Source organism: Rhodoferax sp. RT5P35 (genome assembly GCF_056521385.1).
In genome coordinates this window covers 105,518-123,481 of record NZ_JBWMAX010000001.1, presented here as the reverse complement: position 1 = coordinate 123,481, position 17,964 = coordinate 105,518, and the positions used below count along the sequence as shown (strand labels likewise).

The 17,964-nt window shown below is 62.3% G+C and carries 15 protein-coding genes; 2 read left to right on the top strand and 13 right to left on the bottom strand.

The genetic code is table 11. The features are described from left to right. Positions 1 to 11: 11 nt before the first annotated feature. The 12 genes from AC097L_RS00560 to AC097L_RS00505 all read right to left on the bottom strand — a co-directional run bounded on the left by AC097L_RS00560 (position 12) and on the right by AC097L_RS00505 (position 13,429). Entirely contained in the window at positions 12 to 413 is a 402-nt protein-coding gene (locus AC097L_RS00560; protein ID WP_479584163.1) for a hypothetical protein, read from the bottom strand. 21 nt (positions 414 to 434) lie between these two features. Beyond that, positions 435 to 1,364: an AraC family transcriptional regulator gene (locus AC097L_RS00555; protein WP_479584162.1), complete on the bottom strand. Its 930-nt coding sequence runs from the start codon at positions 1,362 to 1,364 to the stop codon at positions 435 to 437. A 177-nt stretch (positions 1,365 to 1,541) separates the two neighbouring features. Next, entirely contained in the window at positions 1,542 to 2,573 is a 1,032-nt protein-coding gene (locus tag AC097L_RS00550; protein ID WP_479584161.1) for an aldo/keto reductase, read from the bottom strand. Positions 2,574 to 2,741: 168 nt separating this feature from the next. Then, entirely contained in the window at positions 2,742 to 4,214 is a 1,473-nt protein-coding gene (locus AC097L_RS00545) for an aldehyde dehydrogenase (RefSeq protein WP_479584160.1), read from the bottom strand. A 21-nt stretch (positions 4,215 to 4,235) separates the two neighbouring features. Continuing rightward, positions 4,236 to 5,072 carry an ABC transporter permease subunit gene (locus AC097L_RS00540; RefSeq protein ID WP_479584159.1) on the bottom strand — a complete coding sequence of 279 codons (837 nt, stop codon included), beginning with the start codon at positions 5,070 to 5,072 and terminating at the stop codon, positions 4,236 to 4,238. Position 5,073: 1 nt separating this feature from the next. Beyond that, positions 5,074 to 6,015, bottom strand: a complete 942-nt coding sequence (locus tag AC097L_RS00535; RefSeq protein ID WP_479584158.1) for an ABC transporter permease — start codon at positions 6,013 to 6,015, stop codon at positions 5,074 to 5,076. A gap of 12 nt (positions 6,016 to 6,027) precedes the next feature. After that, entirely contained in the window at positions 6,028 to 7,134 is a 1,107-nt protein-coding gene (locus AC097L_RS00530; RefSeq protein WP_479584157.1) for an ABC transporter ATP-binding protein, read from the bottom strand. A 215-nt stretch (positions 7,135 to 7,349) separates the two neighbouring features. Continuing rightward, complete coding sequence (locus tag AC097L_RS00525; protein WP_479584156.1) at positions 7,350 to 8,519, bottom strand: extracellular solute-binding protein; 1,170 nt, start codon at positions 8,517 to 8,519, stop codon at positions 7,350 to 7,352. Positions 8,520 to 8,578: 59 nt separating this feature from the next. Continuing rightward, positions 8,579 to 9,958, bottom strand: coding sequence for an aspartate aminotransferase family protein (locus AC097L_RS00520; RefSeq protein ID WP_479584155.1), 1,380 nt, complete (start codon positions 9,956 to 9,958; stop codon positions 8,579 to 8,581). A 15-nt stretch (positions 9,959 to 9,973) separates the two neighbouring features. After that, positions 9,974 to 11,347, bottom strand: coding sequence for a glutamine synthetase family protein (locus tag AC097L_RS00515; protein ID WP_479584154.1), 1,374 nt, complete (start codon positions 11,345 to 11,347; stop codon positions 9,974 to 9,976). Between the two features lie 56 nt (positions 11,348 to 11,403). Then, entirely contained in the window at positions 11,404 to 12,246 is an 843-nt protein-coding gene (locus AC097L_RS00510; RefSeq protein ID WP_479584153.1) for a gamma-glutamyl-gamma-aminobutyrate hydrolase family protein, read from the bottom strand. Between the two features lie 157 nt (positions 12,247 to 12,403). Beyond that, positions 12,404 to 13,429 (bottom strand): S1/P1 nuclease, encoded by a 1,026-nt coding sequence (locus AC097L_RS00505; protein WP_479584152.1) that lies wholly within the window; start codon positions 13,427 to 13,429, stop codon positions 12,404 to 12,406. Positions 13,430 to 14,265: 836 nt separating this feature from the next. On the opposite strand from AC097L_RS00505, the gene AC097L_RS00500 reads away from it, so the two are divergent. Beyond that, positions 14,266 to 15,090, top strand: a complete 825-nt coding sequence (locus tag AC097L_RS00500; RefSeq protein WP_479584151.1) for a DUF6502 family protein — start codon at positions 14,266 to 14,268, stop codon at positions 15,088 to 15,090. Next, on the top strand, positions 15,087 to 16,550 hold the full coding sequence (locus tag AC097L_RS00495; protein WP_479584150.1) for a DUF5666 domain-containing protein: 1,464 nt from the start codon (positions 15,087 to 15,089) through the stop codon (positions 16,548 to 16,550). The genes AC097L_RS00500 and AC097L_RS00495 overlap by 4 nt, the downstream gene beginning before the upstream one ends. Positions 16,551 to 16,582: 32 nt before the next feature. Here the strand turns inward: AC097L_RS00495 and AC097L_RS00490 are convergent, their stop codons facing one another. After that, on the bottom strand, positions 16,583 to 17,866 hold the full coding sequence (locus AC097L_RS00490; protein WP_479584149.1) for a DUF445 domain-containing protein: 1,284 nt from the start codon (positions 17,864 to 17,866) through the stop codon (positions 16,583 to 16,585). Positions 17,867 to 17,964 lie beyond the last annotated feature (98 nt).

Sequence of the window (17,964 nt, the reverse complement as noted above, 5' to 3'; positions counted from 1 at the left end):
TACTCCGTGGTTCAAAATTTGCGCAATACCCAAGCGGTCAATACATCGACGTATTCCGCGTCATACCGTTTTTGGTCGAGCAAAACCCATTTAAAGGCATTTCCCAGCTGCGCCTTGGTGTAGATGTTCAGGGTGTGGTTCTTTCGAAAAGCGGCAATGTGCTTTTCAAGCTGGAACAAAGCCGCCTCATGTTTTTTGCTCAGCTTTTTTTCAGTGAGGGCTTGAGAGCCGGTGGGTGTGCGTTCCAGCACCAATTGCGCCAGGGACGCACCAAATTTCTTGGCCTCGCTGGCATCGAACCATTTCAACATCGGGACTACTCCAGTTTTCAATAAGCTTAGGGTACAGCTGAACAAGCTGATTAAAGCGCCATTTTGGTGTGCGAATGCCGAGAATCCATCAAATCTGGCCAAAGCAATCCTCTTCCTGGCAGCTTACCTCTGCGCAAACCGTCCCGCCGCCTGCTGTCGATACTGCGTCGGCGTCATTCCCTTCACCTCCAAGAACCGCCGGTTGAAATTCGCCACGTTGTTGAACCCCACCGCGTAGCACACGCTGGACACATAGCTGTCGCGCTCCATCAGTAGTTGGCAGGCGCGGTTGACGCGCAGGCGGTTGACGTAATTGGTAAACGTCAAACCCGTGCTCTTGCTGAAAAACCGCGAAAACGCGCTCTCGCCCATGCCGACCAAGTCACCCATCTCGCCCAGCGGCAGGGCCTCGGCGTAGTGGGTGTTCACAAAGGTGACAACCTTGTTGATGGCGGACAGGGTGAGGTCGGGGCCGGTCACCGGCAGGTAGTCGCTGGAGAGCAGGCGGTAGTCGGTGCAGCGGCCCAGCAGGCACAGCAGTTGGGTGAACTCGGCAAAGCGCTCCAGGCCGTGGCTTTGGCGGATGAGGTAGAAGCGTTCTCGCACGGCCTCGCTGATGCCGAAGAATTCAATGCCGTGGCGGGCACGCTCTAGCAGCGGCAGGGCCTCTTCCAGCTCGTGGATTACGCGCATGCCGTCGCGCAACGGCCCTTCGCGGAACTGGACTACCAGGCTGCGCACGGCCAGGCCGTCGGGCGGCAGATCGGTACTGACCCAGTTGTGCGGCAGGCGCGGGCCAGTCAGTACCAGGTGGCCGGGCTCGAAGAAACCCACGTAGTCGCCCACAAAGGCCCGTCCGTGCGCGCCGTTGATAAGCTGTAGCTCGTACTCGTCGTGGCAGTGCCAACGCTCCAGCGGCGTGGGGCTGCCGTGCTCGACGCAACGCACGAACTCACGGTCCACAGGGGCCTCGTAGCCCAGGCGCGGATCGCGCACCAGGTCGTGCTCGATCTCGGGGGCAATGTTGCGGCGCTGGGTAGGTGCTTGTGGCATGGGTGTGAAAAGGTTGTGCTTTTATACGTCGCGGATGCCACTCCGCACACCTCTCGTGCAGACAGAACGCCCCCCATCCAGAAACACCGCAGAACTGGCTTTGCCAGGCTGCAGGTGTTGCTCCCTGCAAGGGGGTTGGCGAAAGATGCGTAGCACTGCAGCCTGGGGGTGAGCCAGTTAGGTAGGTGCGTCGCTGCGTACGAGGCCTGCGGCTTTCAGCTCCGCCCAGAACGCTGCGGGGATGGGCAGCGTCATCCAGCGGGCGTTCTGCTCGGCCTCGGCCCGCGACTTGGCACCTGGGATCACAGTGGCTACCGAGGCGTGGCCCAGCACGAACTGCAGCGCGGCGGCGGCCAGCGGCACTTGGTGGGCGGCACACACTTGCTCGATTTTGGCGACCTTGGCTTTGATCTCATCGGTGGCGGGCAGGTAGTTGTAGCGGGCATCGGGCGTGGCACCGGTGACCAGAATGCCCGAATTGAACGGCGCGCCCAGAATGACGGACACGCCTTCCTTTACGCAGCGCGGCAAAAAGGTGTCGAGCGCGCCCTGCTCCAGCAGCGTGTAGCGCCCGGCCAGCAAGAAGCAGTCGAAGGGCCCCAGGTCCATCAGGTCTTCGCAGGCCTCGAACTGGTTGACACCGGCACCATAGCCGCCGATCAGGCCCGCGCTTTTGAGCTCTTGCAGGGCCTTGAGCGCGCCGGTTTCCACGGTTTTCAGGGCGGTACGGTAGTTAGCACCCTGCGACCATTCGTCGCAGTCGTGGATCAATAGCAGGTCAATGCGGTTCAGACCCAGGCGCTGCAACGAGTCTTCAAACGAGCGCATGGTGGCGCTGTATGAGAAATCGAAGTGCGGCGAAAACGGCAGTTCATCCACAAACAGGCCACCCTCGGACGGCTTGAGGCGGGGCGGCGGCACGCGGCCATGGGGCTTAAGCAAGCGGCCGACCTTGGTGGACAGCACAAACGACTCGCGCGGCAGCGCCCGCAGGGCATCGCCCAGGCGGCGCTCCGACAGGCCGTGGCCGTACAGCGGGGCGGTGTCGAAGCAGTTCACGCCGGACTGCTGGGCGGCCAGCACGGTGTCTTTGGCGGCCTCGTCGGGCACGGCGGCATACAGGTTGCCGAGCACGTTGCCTCCGAAGCCGAGAGTGGTGATGTGTACGTCGGTGGTGCCGACCTGGCGCTGGGGAATGGCGTTTGTCATGGGTTGCATCCTGGAGTGGTGTGTTCAGTGGTGCAACGATAAACACAAACGCCCACGCGCCTGGTACGGAAATGCACGATGCCGATACGCGTTTGTAGCCGCAAATTCAGTAATAACCCGATCTACCGCCTGCAAACCGCCTGCGCCTCAGAGCGTGCCGCCGTAAGGCTACAGCGGGCTGTCGATGCGGATCCAGGTGGTCTTCAGCTCCGTGTACTTGTCAAACGCGTGCAGCGACTTGTCGCGCCCTACACCGCTTTGCTTCACGCCGCCGAAGGGCACGGTGATGTCGTCTTCGTCGTACTGGTTGACGTGCACCGTACCGGCTTTGAGGGCGCGGGCCACGCCATGGGCTTTGTTGATGTCGCGGGTCCACACTGCAGCCTGCAGGCCGTAGATGCTGTCGTTGGCGATGCGCACTGCCTCAGCGGCATCGGTGAACGACAGCACCGACAACACCGGTCCGAAGATTTCTTCCTGGGCGATGCGCATGCGGTTGGTCACGCCGTCAAAAATTGTGGGTTCCACATAAAAACCGCCGCTAGCGCCCATGACCTGTGCGCCACCCGCTATCAATTTTGCACCGTCTTGCTGGCCCGCCGCAATGTAGCCCAGCACGGTGTCCATCTGCGTCTTGTCGACCAGCGCGCCCATGATGGTGTCGGGCAGGAGAGGGTTGCCGGGAGCGTAGCGTGGCACCAGGGCCAGGGCTTTTTCCAGAAAGACATCTTTGATTGAAGCTTCGACCAGCAGGCGCGAGGGGGCGTTGCAGCTTTCGCCCTGGTTGAAGAACACGCTGCCCACAGCCGCCTCTACGGCCCGGTCCAGGTCGGGGCAGTCGGCAAAGACGATGTTGGGCGACTTGCCGCCCAGCTCGGTCCAGGCGCGCTTGAGGTTGCTCAGGCCCGCCATCACGTGGATGCGCCTGCCGACCTTGGTGGAGCCGGTAAAGGCGATGCAGTCCACGTCCATGTGCAGGGCCAGCGGCTCACCGGCTTCCAGGCCAAAGCCGGGCACCACGTTGAACACGCCGGGGGGAATGCCCGCCTCCAGCGCCAGCTCGGCCAGGCGCAGCGCGGTGAGTGGCGACTTTTCGCTAGGCTTCAAGACAATGGAATTGCCCGCGGCCAGGGCCGGGGCGATCTTCCAGGCGGCCATGATCATGGGGTAGTTCCAGGGCACGATAACGCCCACCACCCCCACCGGTTCGCGGGTGATCAAGGCCAGCGACTGGTTGCCGGTGGGCGCGATTTCATCGTAGATCTTGTCTACCGCTTCGCCGTACCAGCGGATGCAGTTGGCGGCGCTGTTCACGTCCACGGCGCGGGCGTAACGCACGGGCTTGCCCATGTCCAGGGTTTCGGTCAGCGCCAGTTCGTCGGCATGGGCCAGCAGCTGGTCGGCAAACTTCACCATCACCCGCTTGCGCTGCGCCGGGGGCAGGCCGCGCCAGCGGGCATCGTCAAAGGCGGCACGGGCGGCCTGCACGGCCAGGTCGATCTCGGCCTCGCCCCCCCGGGTCACCTCGGCCAGCACGCGGCCATCGACCGGCGAGGTTTTGGTGAATGCGGCACTGCCCTGCACGCGCTGGCCGTTGATGAGGGCGCGACCGTCCAGCTTTAAATCAGCGACATTGAACATTCAAATAATCCTTATATGGGCTTAGGCCGCCGTGGCCGCTTGCATCTCACGTGCACGGCGGGTTTGCTGGCGAGCCATGAGGACGCTGTAGACGATGATGCCGATGCTGACCACGGTGATCAAAATGGCTGCCGCAGCATAGATCGAAGGGTTCACGCCGCGCCGGGCGTAGCCAAAAATCACCTGCGGCAACGTGGTCACCCCCGGGCCGGACAAGAATTCCGAGATCACCACGTCGTCGAACGACAGGGTGAAGGTCAGCATCCAAGCCGCCACCAGCGACGGCGCGATATTGGGCAGCGTGACCAGAAAGAACACCTGGAACGGGCGGCAACCCAGGTCCATGGCGGCTTCTTCGATGGAGCGGTCCATTTCGCGCAGGCGACCGGTGATGACCACGGTGGCGTAGGCCATGCCCAGCAGGGTGTGGCCCAGCACGATGGTGATCGCGCCCCGGTCCGGCCAGCCCAGCGCCCGCTGCACAGCCACCATCAGCAGCAGCAAAGACAGGCCAATGATCACCTCGGGCATCACCAGCGGCGCACTGACCAGCCCGGCAAACAGGGTGCGCCCCTTGAATTTGAGGAAGCGCACCAGCACAAAGGCCGCAAATGCGCCCAGGATGGTGGACAGCGTGCCGGTGACCACAGCCACCTTGAGTGACAGGAAGAAGCCCTCCACCAGCCGCGAATCGCCCATCAGCGCGGTGTACCAGCGCAGCGAAAACCCGGTGAACACACCATCTTGCCTCGTGCTGTTAAACGAGAAAACGATCAAAAACAACAGCGGGATGTACAAGAACAAGTACACCGCCGCCAGCCAGAAGCGGCCGAAATATTGCTGGATGAAGCGTGCCATGTCAGCTTTCCTTGGGCGCGTTGGCCGCGTCGCTATACCGGTTATAGATAGCCATAGGAACCAGAATGAACAAAATCATCACGATGGCCAGGGCCGAGGCGCGCGGCCAGTTGTTGCTGCTGAACATTTCGTCCCACACCACGCGGCCGATCATCAGGTTCTCGGCCCCACCCAGCAGGGACGGAATCACAAACTCGCCCACACTGGGGATGAACACCAGCATCGACCCGGCGATGATGCCCGCCTTGCTCAGCGGCACGGTGATCAGCCAAAACGCATGCCAGGGGGAGGCGCCCAGGTCGTGCGCAGCCTCCAGCAGACGAAAGTCCATCTTGGTCAGGTTGGCGTACAGCGGCAGGATCATGAACGGGCAGTACACGTAGGTCATGCCGACCAGCATGGACACATCGGTGTAGAGCATCTGGATCGGCTCGTGGGTAATACCGACCCACATCAGCAGGTTGTTGAGCACACCCTGGTCGGCCAGAATGCCCTTCCAGGCGTAGACGCGCAGCAGAAAAGATGTCCAGAACGGTAGCATCACCAGCATTAGCAGCGCGGGCTGCAAGCTGGCTTTGGCGCGGGCAATGAAATAGGCAAACGGGTAACCGATGACCAGGCACAGCACCGTGGTCCAGAAGGCGTATTTCACCGAGGTGATGTAAGCCTCGATGTAGATAGTCTGGCCCCATACCATCACGCCGTCATCTCCCGGCTCGCCCACGATGGACAGGTAGTTGTGGTATTTCAGCAGGATGTGCCACACGCCGTCCACCGCCGTCATAAGCGGCGCAAACGGGTCTACACCGTTGCCCATGTCGGTCACGCTGATGCGCACCAGAATCAAAAACGGGGCCACAAAGAACAGCACCAGCCACAGGTAGGGCACGCCGATGACGAAGCGCGCGCCGGGAACCAGCCGGGCCCATTTCAAGAAATGCATAGCAAACTCTCCTTACTGGGTGAGCGTGACAGGGGCTACATCGTCCCACCAGAAGAAGACTTTGTCGTCCCAGGTGATGTCGCTGTTGTCGTGGCGGCTCTGGTTGGCCTCGGTCACCTTGACGCGGCGGCCACCGGGCATTTCCACAATAAAACTGCTGTAGCTGCCAAAGTAGGCAATCTCGCGCACCGTGCCGCTAAACAAGTTGTAGCCCACGTCGGCGGGCTTTTCCTTGGAGATGGAGATTTTCTCGGGCCGCACCGCCACCGCCAGCGGCATGCCCAATGTGCCGCTGATGCCGTGGCCCACGCGCACCACGCCCTGCTCGGTGGTGACCTCGCAGCGGTCGGGTTCGTCCAGACTGAGGTGGCCGTCAAACAGATTGATGTTGCCAATGAAGTCCGCCACAAAGCGGTTGGTGGGGTGCTCGTAAATTTCTTTGGGCGTGCCCACCTGCAACACCTTGCCCTTGCTCATCACCGCGATGCGCGAGGCCATGGTCATGGCTTCTTCCTGGTCGTGGGTGACCATCACCACCGTCACACCCACCGATTCGATGATGTTGACCAGCTCGAACTGGGTGCGTTCGCGCAGCTTTTTGTCTAAAGCGCCCAGAGGTTCGTCCAGCAGCAAGAGCTGGGGTTTCTTGGCCAGGCTGCGGGCCAGGGCCACGCGCTGCTGCTGCCCGCCAGAGAGCTGGTGCGGTTTGCGCTTGGCAAAGTCTGTCAGCTGCACCAGGTTCAGCATCTCGTCCACGCGGGTCTTGATCTGCGCGCTGGGCATGCCTTCGCGCTTGAGGCCAAAGGCAATGTTCTCCCAGATATTGAGGTGCGGAAAAAGGGCGTACGACTGGAACATCATGTTGATGGGCCGCTCGTAGGGCGGCATCTTGGCGATGTCCACGCCATTGAGCATCACCGCGCCGGTGGTCGGTGTTTCAAACCCAGCCAGCATGCGCAGCAAGGTGGATTTGCCGCAACCCGAACTGCCCAGCAGCGCAAAGATCTCGCCCTTCTGGATCGACAGCGTCACGTTGTCCACAGCGGCCACGCCATCGAAACGCTTGACCAGGTTTTCGGTGCGCAAGAAGCCTTCAGGGCGGGGTTTCGGCAAGTTCATAAAAATTTTGGCTCACCCCCAGGCTACGCTGCGCTCCTCCAACCCCCTTGCAGGGGGCGATACCAGTGGCCTGGCAAAGCCAGTTCCACGGTATCTCTGGCACTGCACGCTCGGTATCAACCTTGGATGGGTAACGTTGGTTAGGTTAATCAAAAAAAGCCGTGCACCCCCGATAACGACGGTGCACGGCTTGTCGCTCAAACAGTCACGACCGTTTATTTGCTCTTTTTAAACAGCGTGTAGACGTTGCTCATGGACTCGCGGGTTTCGTTGCTCAGGCTGGTGGGCGAAACCATCTTGGCCATGTTGTCGGCATCGACAAAGGTGGTCTTGTCGCCTGCGATTTCAGGCTTGACCTTGTCGATGCTGGCCTTGTTGGCCGTGGGGTAGCTCAGCTCGTTGGTCAGCGAAGCCGACACTTCGGGGCGCAGGAAGTAGTCCATGAAGGCCATGGCGTTTTGCGGGTGCTTGGCATCGGTAGGAATGGCCAGGTTGTCAAAGAAGATCAAGCCGCCATTTTTGGGCAGCAGCACTTCGATGTCGTTGCCGTTTTTGTTCTCGATGGCACGTGCCTTGGCGATGTTCAGGTCACCCGCCCAGCCCAGGCCCACGCAGGCCTTGCCACCGGCCATATCGTCGATCATGGTGCTGGAGAACAAGCGGATGTCCTTGCGCACCTTGGCCAGCATCGCGCCTGCGGCCTTGTGGTCCGCCACATCGGCCGAGTACGGGTTCTTTTCCAGGTAGTGCAGCGCGGGCGGAATCACCTCGGTGGGCGAATCCAGGTAGGCAATGCCGCAGGACTTGAGCTTGGAGGTGTAGGTGGGGTTGAAGACCAGGTCCCAGACGTTGTCTGGCAGTGGTGTGGAGCCCAGGGCCTTGGCCACCTTGCCCTTGTTGATGGCTACGGTGGTGTAGCTCCAGGCCCATGGCACCAGGTGGTCGTTGCCCGCATCGACACCTGCGACCTTGCCCATGATGATGGGGTCGAGGTTGGCCAGGTTGGGGATCTTGCTTTTGTCGAGCTTCATCAGCAGGCCACCGTCGATCTGCGACTTGGCGAACACCGCACCGGGCACCACGATGTCAAAACCACTGTTGCCCGCCACCAGCTTGGCCTGCAGGGCTTCGTTGTTCTCAAAAGTTTGGTAGTTGACCTTGATGCCTGTTTCTTTTTCGAAGTTGGCCACCATGTCGGCCGCGATGTAGTCGGGCCAGTTGTACACATTCAACACCTTTTCCTCGGTGTTGGCAGGCGGTGCAGCCGGGGCCGAAGCCACCGGGGCGGCAGGAGCAGGGGCGGCGGCTGCAGGAGCCTCTTCCTTCTTACCGCAGGCACCCAACATCAGGGCGGACAGTGCAATCACCAGGGCTTGCTGTTTCATGTGTCAAAACTCCAAAAAATGGGGAAACGAAAAATATTGTAGGGATTAATCAAACCCAACTAAACGTGTCCGGCGGCCTTCAGCTCCTGCCAGGTCAGATCCAGACATAGCAAGATCAGCGCCACCATCTCGTCAATCTGGGCGTGTGTCATCACCAGCGGCGGGGCGATGATCATGCGGTCGCCCACGGCGCGCATCACCAGGCCATTGGCAAAGCAGTGCTTGCGGCACAGCATGCCCACCGACAAGCTTTCATCAAAGCGCTCGCCGGTCTGCTTGTTTTTCACCAGCACCAGCCCGGCCACAAAACCGCAGGTTTCGGCATGCGCCACCAGCGGGTGCCTATTGAGTGCGCCGTATTTTTCCGCCAGGTAGGGGCCGATATCGGTGCGTACCCGCTCGGGCAGGTTTTCGTGCTCCATGATGGCGATATTGGCCAGCGCCACCGCGCAGGCCACCGGGTGGCCGCTGTAGGTGTAGCCGTGGTTGAACTCACCGCCCTTCTCAATCAGCACCTTGGCCACGCGGTCGCCCACCAGCACGCCGCCCAGCGGGATGTAGCCGCTGGTCACGCCCTTGGCGAAGGTCACCAGGTCGGGCTTGTAGCCAAACTTTTCATAGGCAAACCAGTGGCCCAGGCGGCCAAAGGCGCAGATCACCTCGTCACTGATTAGCAAGATGCCGTATTTGTCCACGATGCGCTGGATTTCCGGCCAGTAAGTGGCGGGGGGAATGATCACCCCGCCCGCGCCCTGCACCGGCTCGCCGATGAAGGCGGCTACCTTGTCGGGGCCGACCTCCAAAATCTTGGCCTCCAGCCAGCCCGCCGCGCGCAGGCCAAACGCGTCTGCGCTCTCGCCCGGTTCAGCGTTTTCAAAGAAATACGGCTGTTCGATGTGGGTGATGTTGGGAATCGGCAGGTCGCCCTGGGCGTGCATGCCCGACATGCCACTGAGCGAGGCCGCCGCCATGGTGCTGCCGTGGTAGCCGTTGTGGCGGCTGATGATGACCTTGCGCTGCGGCTGGCCCAGCAAATCCCAGTAGCGGCGCACCATGCGCACGTTCGAGTCGTTGCTTTCGCTGCCGCTGCAGGAATAAAACACGTGCTCAAAGCCGGGGGCCAGGCTGGCCAGCTTGGCCGCCAGGGTGGCGGCAGGCACATTGGTGGTCTGGAAGAAGCTGTTGTAGTAGGGCAGCGTCAGCATTTGCTGGTAGGCGGCATCGGCCAGCTCTTTGCGGCCATAGCCCACGCTGACGCACCACAGGCCGCTCATCGCGTCCAGCAGGCGGTTGCCTTCGGAATCCCAGATGTAGATGCCATCGGCACGGGTGATCACCTTGGCACCGCGTGCGTTCAGGTCCTGGAAGTCGGTGAAGGGATGCAGGAAGTGGGCGCTGTCCAGCGCCTGGATTTCGGCGGTATTGATTATGTTTTTCATAGCAGACTATCCAGCCTATACGTGGAGTAACAAGTGTTCGCGCTCCCAAGGCGAAATCACCTTCATGAACTCTTCAAACTCCAGCTCTTTGATCTCTGTGTAGACGGTGATGAACTCCTTGCCCAGGATGTCGTGCAGGTCGGTCTCACCGCGCAGCAGGTCCAGCGCCTCGCCCAGGCTGCGCGGCAGCGAAAACGGGGCCAGGTAGGCATCGCCCTTCATCTCGGCCTTGGGTTTGATCTTCTTTTGCATGCCCAGGTATCCGCAGGCCAGGGTCATGGCCATGGCCACGTAGGGGTTGGCATCCACGCCGATGACGCGGTTTTCTACCCGCCGCGCCTCGGGGCTGGAGATCGGCGAGCGGATGCCGACGGTGCGGTTATCAAAACCCCATTCGGTGTTGATAGGCGCGGCGGTGTTGCGCGACAGGCGGCGGTAGCTGTTGACGTACGGGGCCACCAGGGCCATGGCGGCGGGCTGGTAGCGCTGCAAGCCACCGATGTAGTGGAAGAAGGCCTCGGACGGCGTACCGTCGTCGTTGCTGAAAATGTTCTTGCCCGTGGCTTTGCTGACCAGGCTTTGGTGCACATGCATGGCGCTGCCAGGCTCGCCCTCGATGGGCTTGGCCATAAAGGTGGCATACATGTCGTGGCGCAACGCCACCTCGCGCACCGTGCGCTTGAAGAAAAACACCTCGTCGGCCAGGCCCAGCGGATGGGCGTGGAAGAAGTTGATCTCCATCTGCCCGGCACCGGCTTCGTGGATCAGGGTGTCCACGTTCAGCTCCATCTTGTCGCAGAAGTCGTACAGCTCTTCAAACAGCGGGTCAAATTCATTCACCGCATCAATGCTGTAGGACTGGCGCGAGGTTTCGGCCCGGCCGCTGCGGCCAATCGGCGGGCGCAGCACGGTGTTGGGGTCGGTGTTGCGGGCCACCAGGTAAAACTCCAGCTCGGGTGCCACCACCGGCTCCAGACCCAGCTCGGCGTACAGGTCGCACACGCGGCGCAGCACGCTGCGCGGGGCAAACGGCACCAGCTTGCCTTCGCGGTCGTAACAGTCGTGGATCACCTGCGCCGTGGGGTCGGTGGCCCAGGGGACGATGCGCACGGTGGATGCGTCGGGGCGCAGTTGCATGTCACGGTCGGTGGGGTTGACCACATCGTAGTACGGGCCCTGCGACGGCAACTCGCCGGTTACGCCCATGGCCACCACGGCCTCGGGGATGCGCATGCCGCGGTCTTCGGTGAACTTGGCGCGGGGCAGGATTTTGCCGCGCGCCACACCAGTCAGGTCGGGCACCAGGCATTCGACCTCGGTGACCCGACGCTCGTTGAGCCAATTTTCCAGGTCGTTAAAGGTCATGTGTTCTTTTTTGACATCGGCCATAGGCAATTTCTCCAGTTGGATTAGGTTGGGTTGCTATGACTTACGGAGCGCCCACACTAGGTACTGAGCGCTGCGTAAGCCGTTTTTTCACGCTGACGTGATCTGCACGCGGCCCCGAAGGCCGCAAATATCGCGGTGTAAAAAGGGTTCTCGGACCAGCGCCACTCGGGGTGCCATTGCACCGCGTAGGCAAAGGCCGGTGCGCCGCTGATCTCGAAGGCTTCGATCAGCCCGTCAGGCGCATGGCCGATGGCACGCAAGCCCGGTGCCAGCCGCGCAATGCCTTGGCCGTGCAATGAATTGACGCGGGTCCGTGAGCCACCCGCCCACTGGGCCATGGCGGAATCGGGGACGACCCACAGGTCGTGGCTCAGGCCATATTGGGTGGCCAGGGGGGCGGTCTCGTCTTCGCGGTGGTCCAGCATGCCGGGCACGGTGTGTACGGCCTGGTGCAAACTGCCGCCCAGGGCCACGTTGATTTCCTGGAAGCCCCGGCACACGCCCAGCAGCGGCACGCCCATGGCAACGCAGTGCCGCACCAGGGCAAAGGTCAGGGTGTCGCGGGCCGGGTCCAGCGGCAGGCTGGAGTCGGCCACGGGTTCATTGAAATGGGAGGGATGCACGTTGGAGGGCGAGCCTGTCAGCATCACCCCGTCCACCAGGGCCAGCAGCGCGGGAATGTCGGCCGCATCGGCCAGCGGAAAGCTGACGGGCTGGGTAGTGGCACCGTCGCGCACGGCGCGGGCGTATTTGTCGCCCAGGTACAGGTAGGGCAGCGAGGAGTCGTCCCCACCCCGCTGGCGGTGGTCCATCGGCAGCCATACCAGAGGGCGCGGTGTTACCAAAGGGCTTTGTGCTACCGAAGATTCAGCGGTGATTGCGTCTGAGGTGGAGGTCATGCCAGCCAAGGTCCAGAAGAAAGTGTGGGCTATCCGTGATCACCTTCACTGTAACCCAGGCTTTACGTTCCAGGCGCAGCGCACACTATATTTTTTGTAGCTGGTTGTGTACCTGGAATATGCGCTAGAAGCCTATTTCATGCCTAAAACTGTAGATTTAGCGGGGCACGGCATACAGGGCATTGACCAGCTGCGCCAGCCGCGCCCCGGCCTTGCTGAGTTGGGCTGTTTGCAGGGCATCTTTCCGGGTGCGGTAATCCGCCAGGTCCACAAACGTGGCCGGCCACACCCGGCTGCCCTTGTCCATGTGGGCCGCGCCCACCAACAGCCCCGCAAACGCCGCACCCGACACCGCCACGGTGTCGCTGGCCCAGGTCTGCGCCAGGCGGCCCACGCCCGCGCGGCTCTTGCGCAGCGCCCGTGCCGCCTGGAGCATGCTGGCGGGTACGGCATCGGCGCGCAGCCCGTCGGGTATGTCGTCCCACAGCGCATGCAGGTTGCTGCTTTGGCCGGTGGCTATGCTGTTGCCGCCGCGGGTCTCCAGCACCTCCGTGCTGCCCGGTGCATCGGGGTCCACCGTGTTGCCCGCCGCGTCCAGGTACAGCGCCCCCACGTGCAGCGGCTGGTGCAGGTCGCCAATAAAGTGCGCCAGCAGCCGCAAGGCCTCGCCCCGGCTGGTGATGCTGAAAGGCGGCGGCACCGGTTGGCCTTGCAACTCGGCGATGGCGGCATTGATGGCATGCACCAGATCGTGGTCGTTGGTGCCCACATAGCCCATTTTGTAACGGCCATGCGCGTAAGCCACGTCAGCGTAGTGGTAGGTTTTATGGCAATCGCGCGGCTGGCCGCAGGTGTTCCAGTTACGCGCCACAAAGCTTTGCATGGCCCGCGCGCCCTCGGCGGTCTCGAAGCGGGTGCAGGCGGGCGACGGCCAGCGCTCGTCCGCCGCGTACTCAAAACCCCGCGTACCCAGGCCCACGCCCTTGGTGCAATCCGCCCAGGGTGCCGCCTGCGCCAGCGTCAAACCCATATCGCGCTGCAGCCCGGCCTGGGCCTGCGGGGTCAGCAGTTGGTCGGCAATGGCCCCCACCAGCATGTGGCCCTGGTGGCCCCAGGCCAGGGCGGGCAATGGCAGCAGGCTGGCCGCTGCACACACAACCGTAAGACATCTTTTGATAAACATACAACCTTTTTCTTATTTCACCCATATTCCTACAGCGTGGATCGCCAGCCCCGTCCCACGCTTAGCTCCAGCCAAGGGTTGCCCCAGCCCCTGGTGGACTGGTAAACGTGGACGGCTCTTGTGTCCCCAGCCATCGGCGTGCGAGGGCAACGCCCCTCCAAACCGCATGCTAAACAAAAAAAGGCCGACACATCGCTGTGTCGGCCCGGTTGTCTATCTCTTACGGTCAGAGCGTTCCCGCAGCTGCGGTGCTTCCCGTTGCCGTGCTCCCAGTGGTATTGGTGGTGGTGCCGGTAATCGCTGTGTCGTCTGATCCACGCGCGTGGCGGACGTGGCCTGGTGCATCGTCGGCGCCTCGCGCTTGACGCACATGCCCTGCCGCATCACCGGTCTCGCGGCCACTGCTGGAGTCATCGCTAGTTGTAGAGCGCGATGGTGAGGAGCCTGTCGCAGATGTGCCGGAGGAGCTGCCTGGGGAAGATGCAGCGGAGCCAGACGACGAGGAACCGGATGCAGACGAACCAGAAGACGATTTGCCAGAGGAGCCCGCAGTGCCCCCCTTGCCTGCCATAGCAGGGGCACAGGCCAGTGCGAGGATCAGGCTGGCAATCGTGGCCACGCTGGAGGTGCGAAAAGTGTTCATGGTGTGATTCCTTAAAAAGACCGTTGATACAGCATTTGCGTGTGATTTTTTCCCACACACAAACCGACTATATGCGGTAAATTTTCCCGCAGCAATGTTTTTGTGTAATTTTTTCCCACGAACGGGCTACATTTAGGCTATGGATAGTTTTAGCACCTCACCCGCGGGCCCCCCGCCTTCCCTCGTCCGCGCCTTGCGCAAGGTTCTGCGCCCGGTGGTACGCGTCATGCTGTCGCAAGGCATTACCTACCCCTATCTCGCGGAGCTCTTGAAAAATTTGTTTGTAGACGTCGCCGAAAGCGAATTTCGCCTGGACCACAAGCCGCCCACCGACAGCCGCATCAGCCTGATGACGGGCGTACACCGAAAAGACGTCAGCCGCCTGCGAACCGAATTACAGCGGGCCACAGAAACGGTGCCAGATGTCGTGTCTCTGGGTGCGGAGCTGGTGGCCGTCTGGCTGGGCACGCCGCGTTATCTGCATGCAGACGGCAGCCCCTTGCCGTTGGCACGTTTTGCCAGCGAAGGCGGCGAACTGTCCTTCGAAAGCCTGGTGGCGGGCGTAAACAGCGATATCCGCTCCCGCGTGGTGCTGGACGAGTGGCTACGCCTGGGTGTGGTGCACATCGACGCAGCCAACCGGGTATGCCTGAATGCCGAAGCCTTCATACCGAGCGAGGGTTTTGACGAGAAAGCCTATTACTTCGGCCACAACCTGCATGACCATGCGGCCGCTGCCGCCAGCAACCTGTTGGGAGGCAAGTCACCATTTCTGGAACGCAGCGTGCAGTACGACGCGCTCAGCGAAGCCTCCATCGCCGTACTGGCCAGGCAAAGCACGGATGCCGCCATGAAAGCCCTGCTGGCCGTCAACAAAAATGCACTGCTCCTGGAACAAGCGGATGCCGCAAACGGCACGCCGCGCCACCGCATGACCTTCGGCGTGTACTTTTACGCCGAGCCGGTGGTTGCGGATGCCGACGCCACACCCACCCAGGCACCGGGAGCCACACCATGAACCACCGCTGGTTGGGTCTACCCGCCGCTGCGTTGCTGGCAGCCCTGCTCGGCGCGCCGCATGCCTTTGCCGCCAACGTTTGCGGCAAAAGCGACTCGCCCGTCAACCCCCAGGCCCTTGCGCCAGGTATCGGCGGCACCGGCGACACTGCGCTGCGCCCCGGTATAGGTGGCACGGGTGATGTAGCCATCAAACCTGGCATCGGTGGCACCGGCATCGACCATGCCGGGCTCCATGACAAGGGCGGCATGGGGGGTACCGGCATCGTGGGTGTGATCACCGGTTTTGCCAGCATCTGCGTCAACGGGCTGGAAGTGCACTACGACACCGCGATCCCGATCAACGACAACGGCCTGCCCACCCAAGCCAGCGCGCTGTCCGTGGGCCAGGTGGTCGTCGTGACGGCAGGTAGTCAGGCGGACGCATTACAAGCGCGGCAGATTACGCTGCTGCACTTGGCTATTGGACCCGTGGCATCGGTCAACGCGGCCCGTGGCGAACTGGAAGTAATGGGACAAACCGTGCACTGGAGCGGTGATGCCGCACAGCTGACAGGCCTGCAAACGGGACAATGGCTGCGCGTCAGTGGCTTGCGGCTCAGCGACGGCAGCATCGAGATGTCGCACCTGCAGGCCGTGCCAGCGCAGTCGCAGGCCATGCTCACGGGCCCTGCAGAACACGGTATCCACGGCGGCATCCGGGTCGGGGGGGCCACGGTATACACCCACCAACTCGGCTTCATCGACGGGCTGCGTGCCTGGCGCGCCGCCAATAGCGGACAAGAAATCCAGGTACGTGGTACCTGGGACGGACATATGCTGGTAGCGACTGCCCTGCAGACGCAGCCCACGCGCACGGCATTGGGGCCGGTGGAGCGCGTCGTGATCGAGGGCTATGTCCGATCCGCCTCGCGGGACAGCATGGACATTGGCCAGGGCCGAATGGCACTGGCGACCACCCTGCCCAGTGCTGAGCGTGCTGCACTAAGCGGCGATCGGGAACAGCGGGTACGGGTTACCGGTCTGCGCGACAGCCAAGACCGCGTCACCGTGCAACACATTGAAGTGCAGCACAGCGAAGCTAAACGCGGTAGTTCCGAAAACGGCAGAAAAGCGGGAAGCACCAGCAGCCAGGGCAGCACTGGCGACTCCAGCGATAGCTCAGGCTCGCAAACCTCCGGAAAAACGGAGGCAGAAGATGACAGCAAAGGCAGTAACAGCGGCAGCTCGGGGAACAGCGGCAAATCCGACGGCAGCAAAGGCACAGGCTCTTCCGGGGCTTTGGGGAACTCCGGTAGCTCTGGTAGCTCTGGCAGTTCCGGCAGTTCCGGCAGTTCCGGCAGTTCCGGCAGTTCCGGCAGTTCCGGCACTTCCGGCAGTTCCGGCAGTTCCGGCAGTTCCGGCACTTCCAGCAGTTCCGGCACTTCCGGTAGCTCCGGCGGGAGAAACAAAGGGAAATAAATACAGCACAGCGTAGACAAATGAACGGTTTTTTACACCAGCCATACCACCAGCGCATGCAGAACCACACCTGCCAGCCCACCGACCAGCGTGCCGCTAATACGGATAAATTGCAGGTCGCGTCCCACACTGAGTTCCAGCTCTTGCACCAGCTGGCGATCGTCCCAGGCCTTGATGGTCTGCGAAATATGCGTGGTCACGCTCGAACGCAGGCTCAGCGCCAGTTGCCCCGCAGCGGCCATCACATGTTCGTTAAGGGCCTCGCGCAGGCTGGTGTCGCTGGCCAGCCGCTCGCCCACCGCGCCCAGCGCCGCCTGCAGGTTGCGGGCGATGGCAGATTGCGGATCGGCCAGATCGTTTTGCAGCAGTTGTTTGATGTCGGTCCACAGCGAGGCCACAAACTGGCGCACCGCCGGGTCGGTCAGCGCCCGCTCTTTCAGGTCGTCGCAGGCCTGGCGCAAGGCCGGGTCGTCGCGCAGGCGGGTGATGTACGTGGCCAGCCAGGCCTGGTAGCGCAGGCGCGCCGGGTGCTCGGGCTGGGCCAGCACCTCGCGCAGCTCATCCAGGGCCGAAGCGCTGAGCTTTTCCGCCATGCTGTCGGCCAGTTTGGAGGTGGAAGCCACCGCGTCCACGATGCCCACCACTTTGGGCCATTCCTTGCGCACATGCTTCTGCAGCAGCTGAGACACCGCGGCCTTGACCTCGTCCTGCGCCAGGTATTCCCCCAGCTTGACCAGCCCGGCATCCAGCAGTTCGTTGTGCCTCCCGTCCTGCGTCAGCAGGCCCAGCACCTCGCCCGCTGTCGCCGCCGCGTCCCAGCGCCGCGCCTGGGCCACCACCAGCTCCAGTGTGGCGCGCTGCATGCGCGCGTCGTCAAACACATTCAACATGCCCAACGCCACGCCCTGGGCTTCCTTCACCCAAAAGCCCACCCGCGCCGGGTCGCGCAGCCACTCGCCCAGGCGCTGCGCCGGGTCCAGCACCGCCAGCTTGGCCAGCAGCGTGTCCGGGTCCAGAAAATGGTCGCGTACAAAATCGGCCAGGCTGTCGGCAATGCGCTCCTTGCTCTGCGGAATGATGGCCGTGTGCGGCAGCGGAATCCCCAGCGGATGCCGAAACAGCGCCACCACCGCAAACCAGTCGGCCAGCGCACCCACAGCCGAGGCTTCGCAAAACGCCCGCAGCCAGCCCCAGGCCCCCTGCCCGCCCATGCCGTGGCTGAGCAACAGGCCGCCCAGCGATGCCAGCAGTAGCGCGATGGCAAACCACTGCATGCGGCGTAAAGACTGGCGGCGGGGGTCGGGTGTGGCGGGCATATCTAAAGCATAGCCGCTCCCGCAGTTGTACATCTCGGTACAAATTTAATAGCAGCCAGCGTAGGTGGAATATGCGCTGACGACCTGTTTTATTTAAA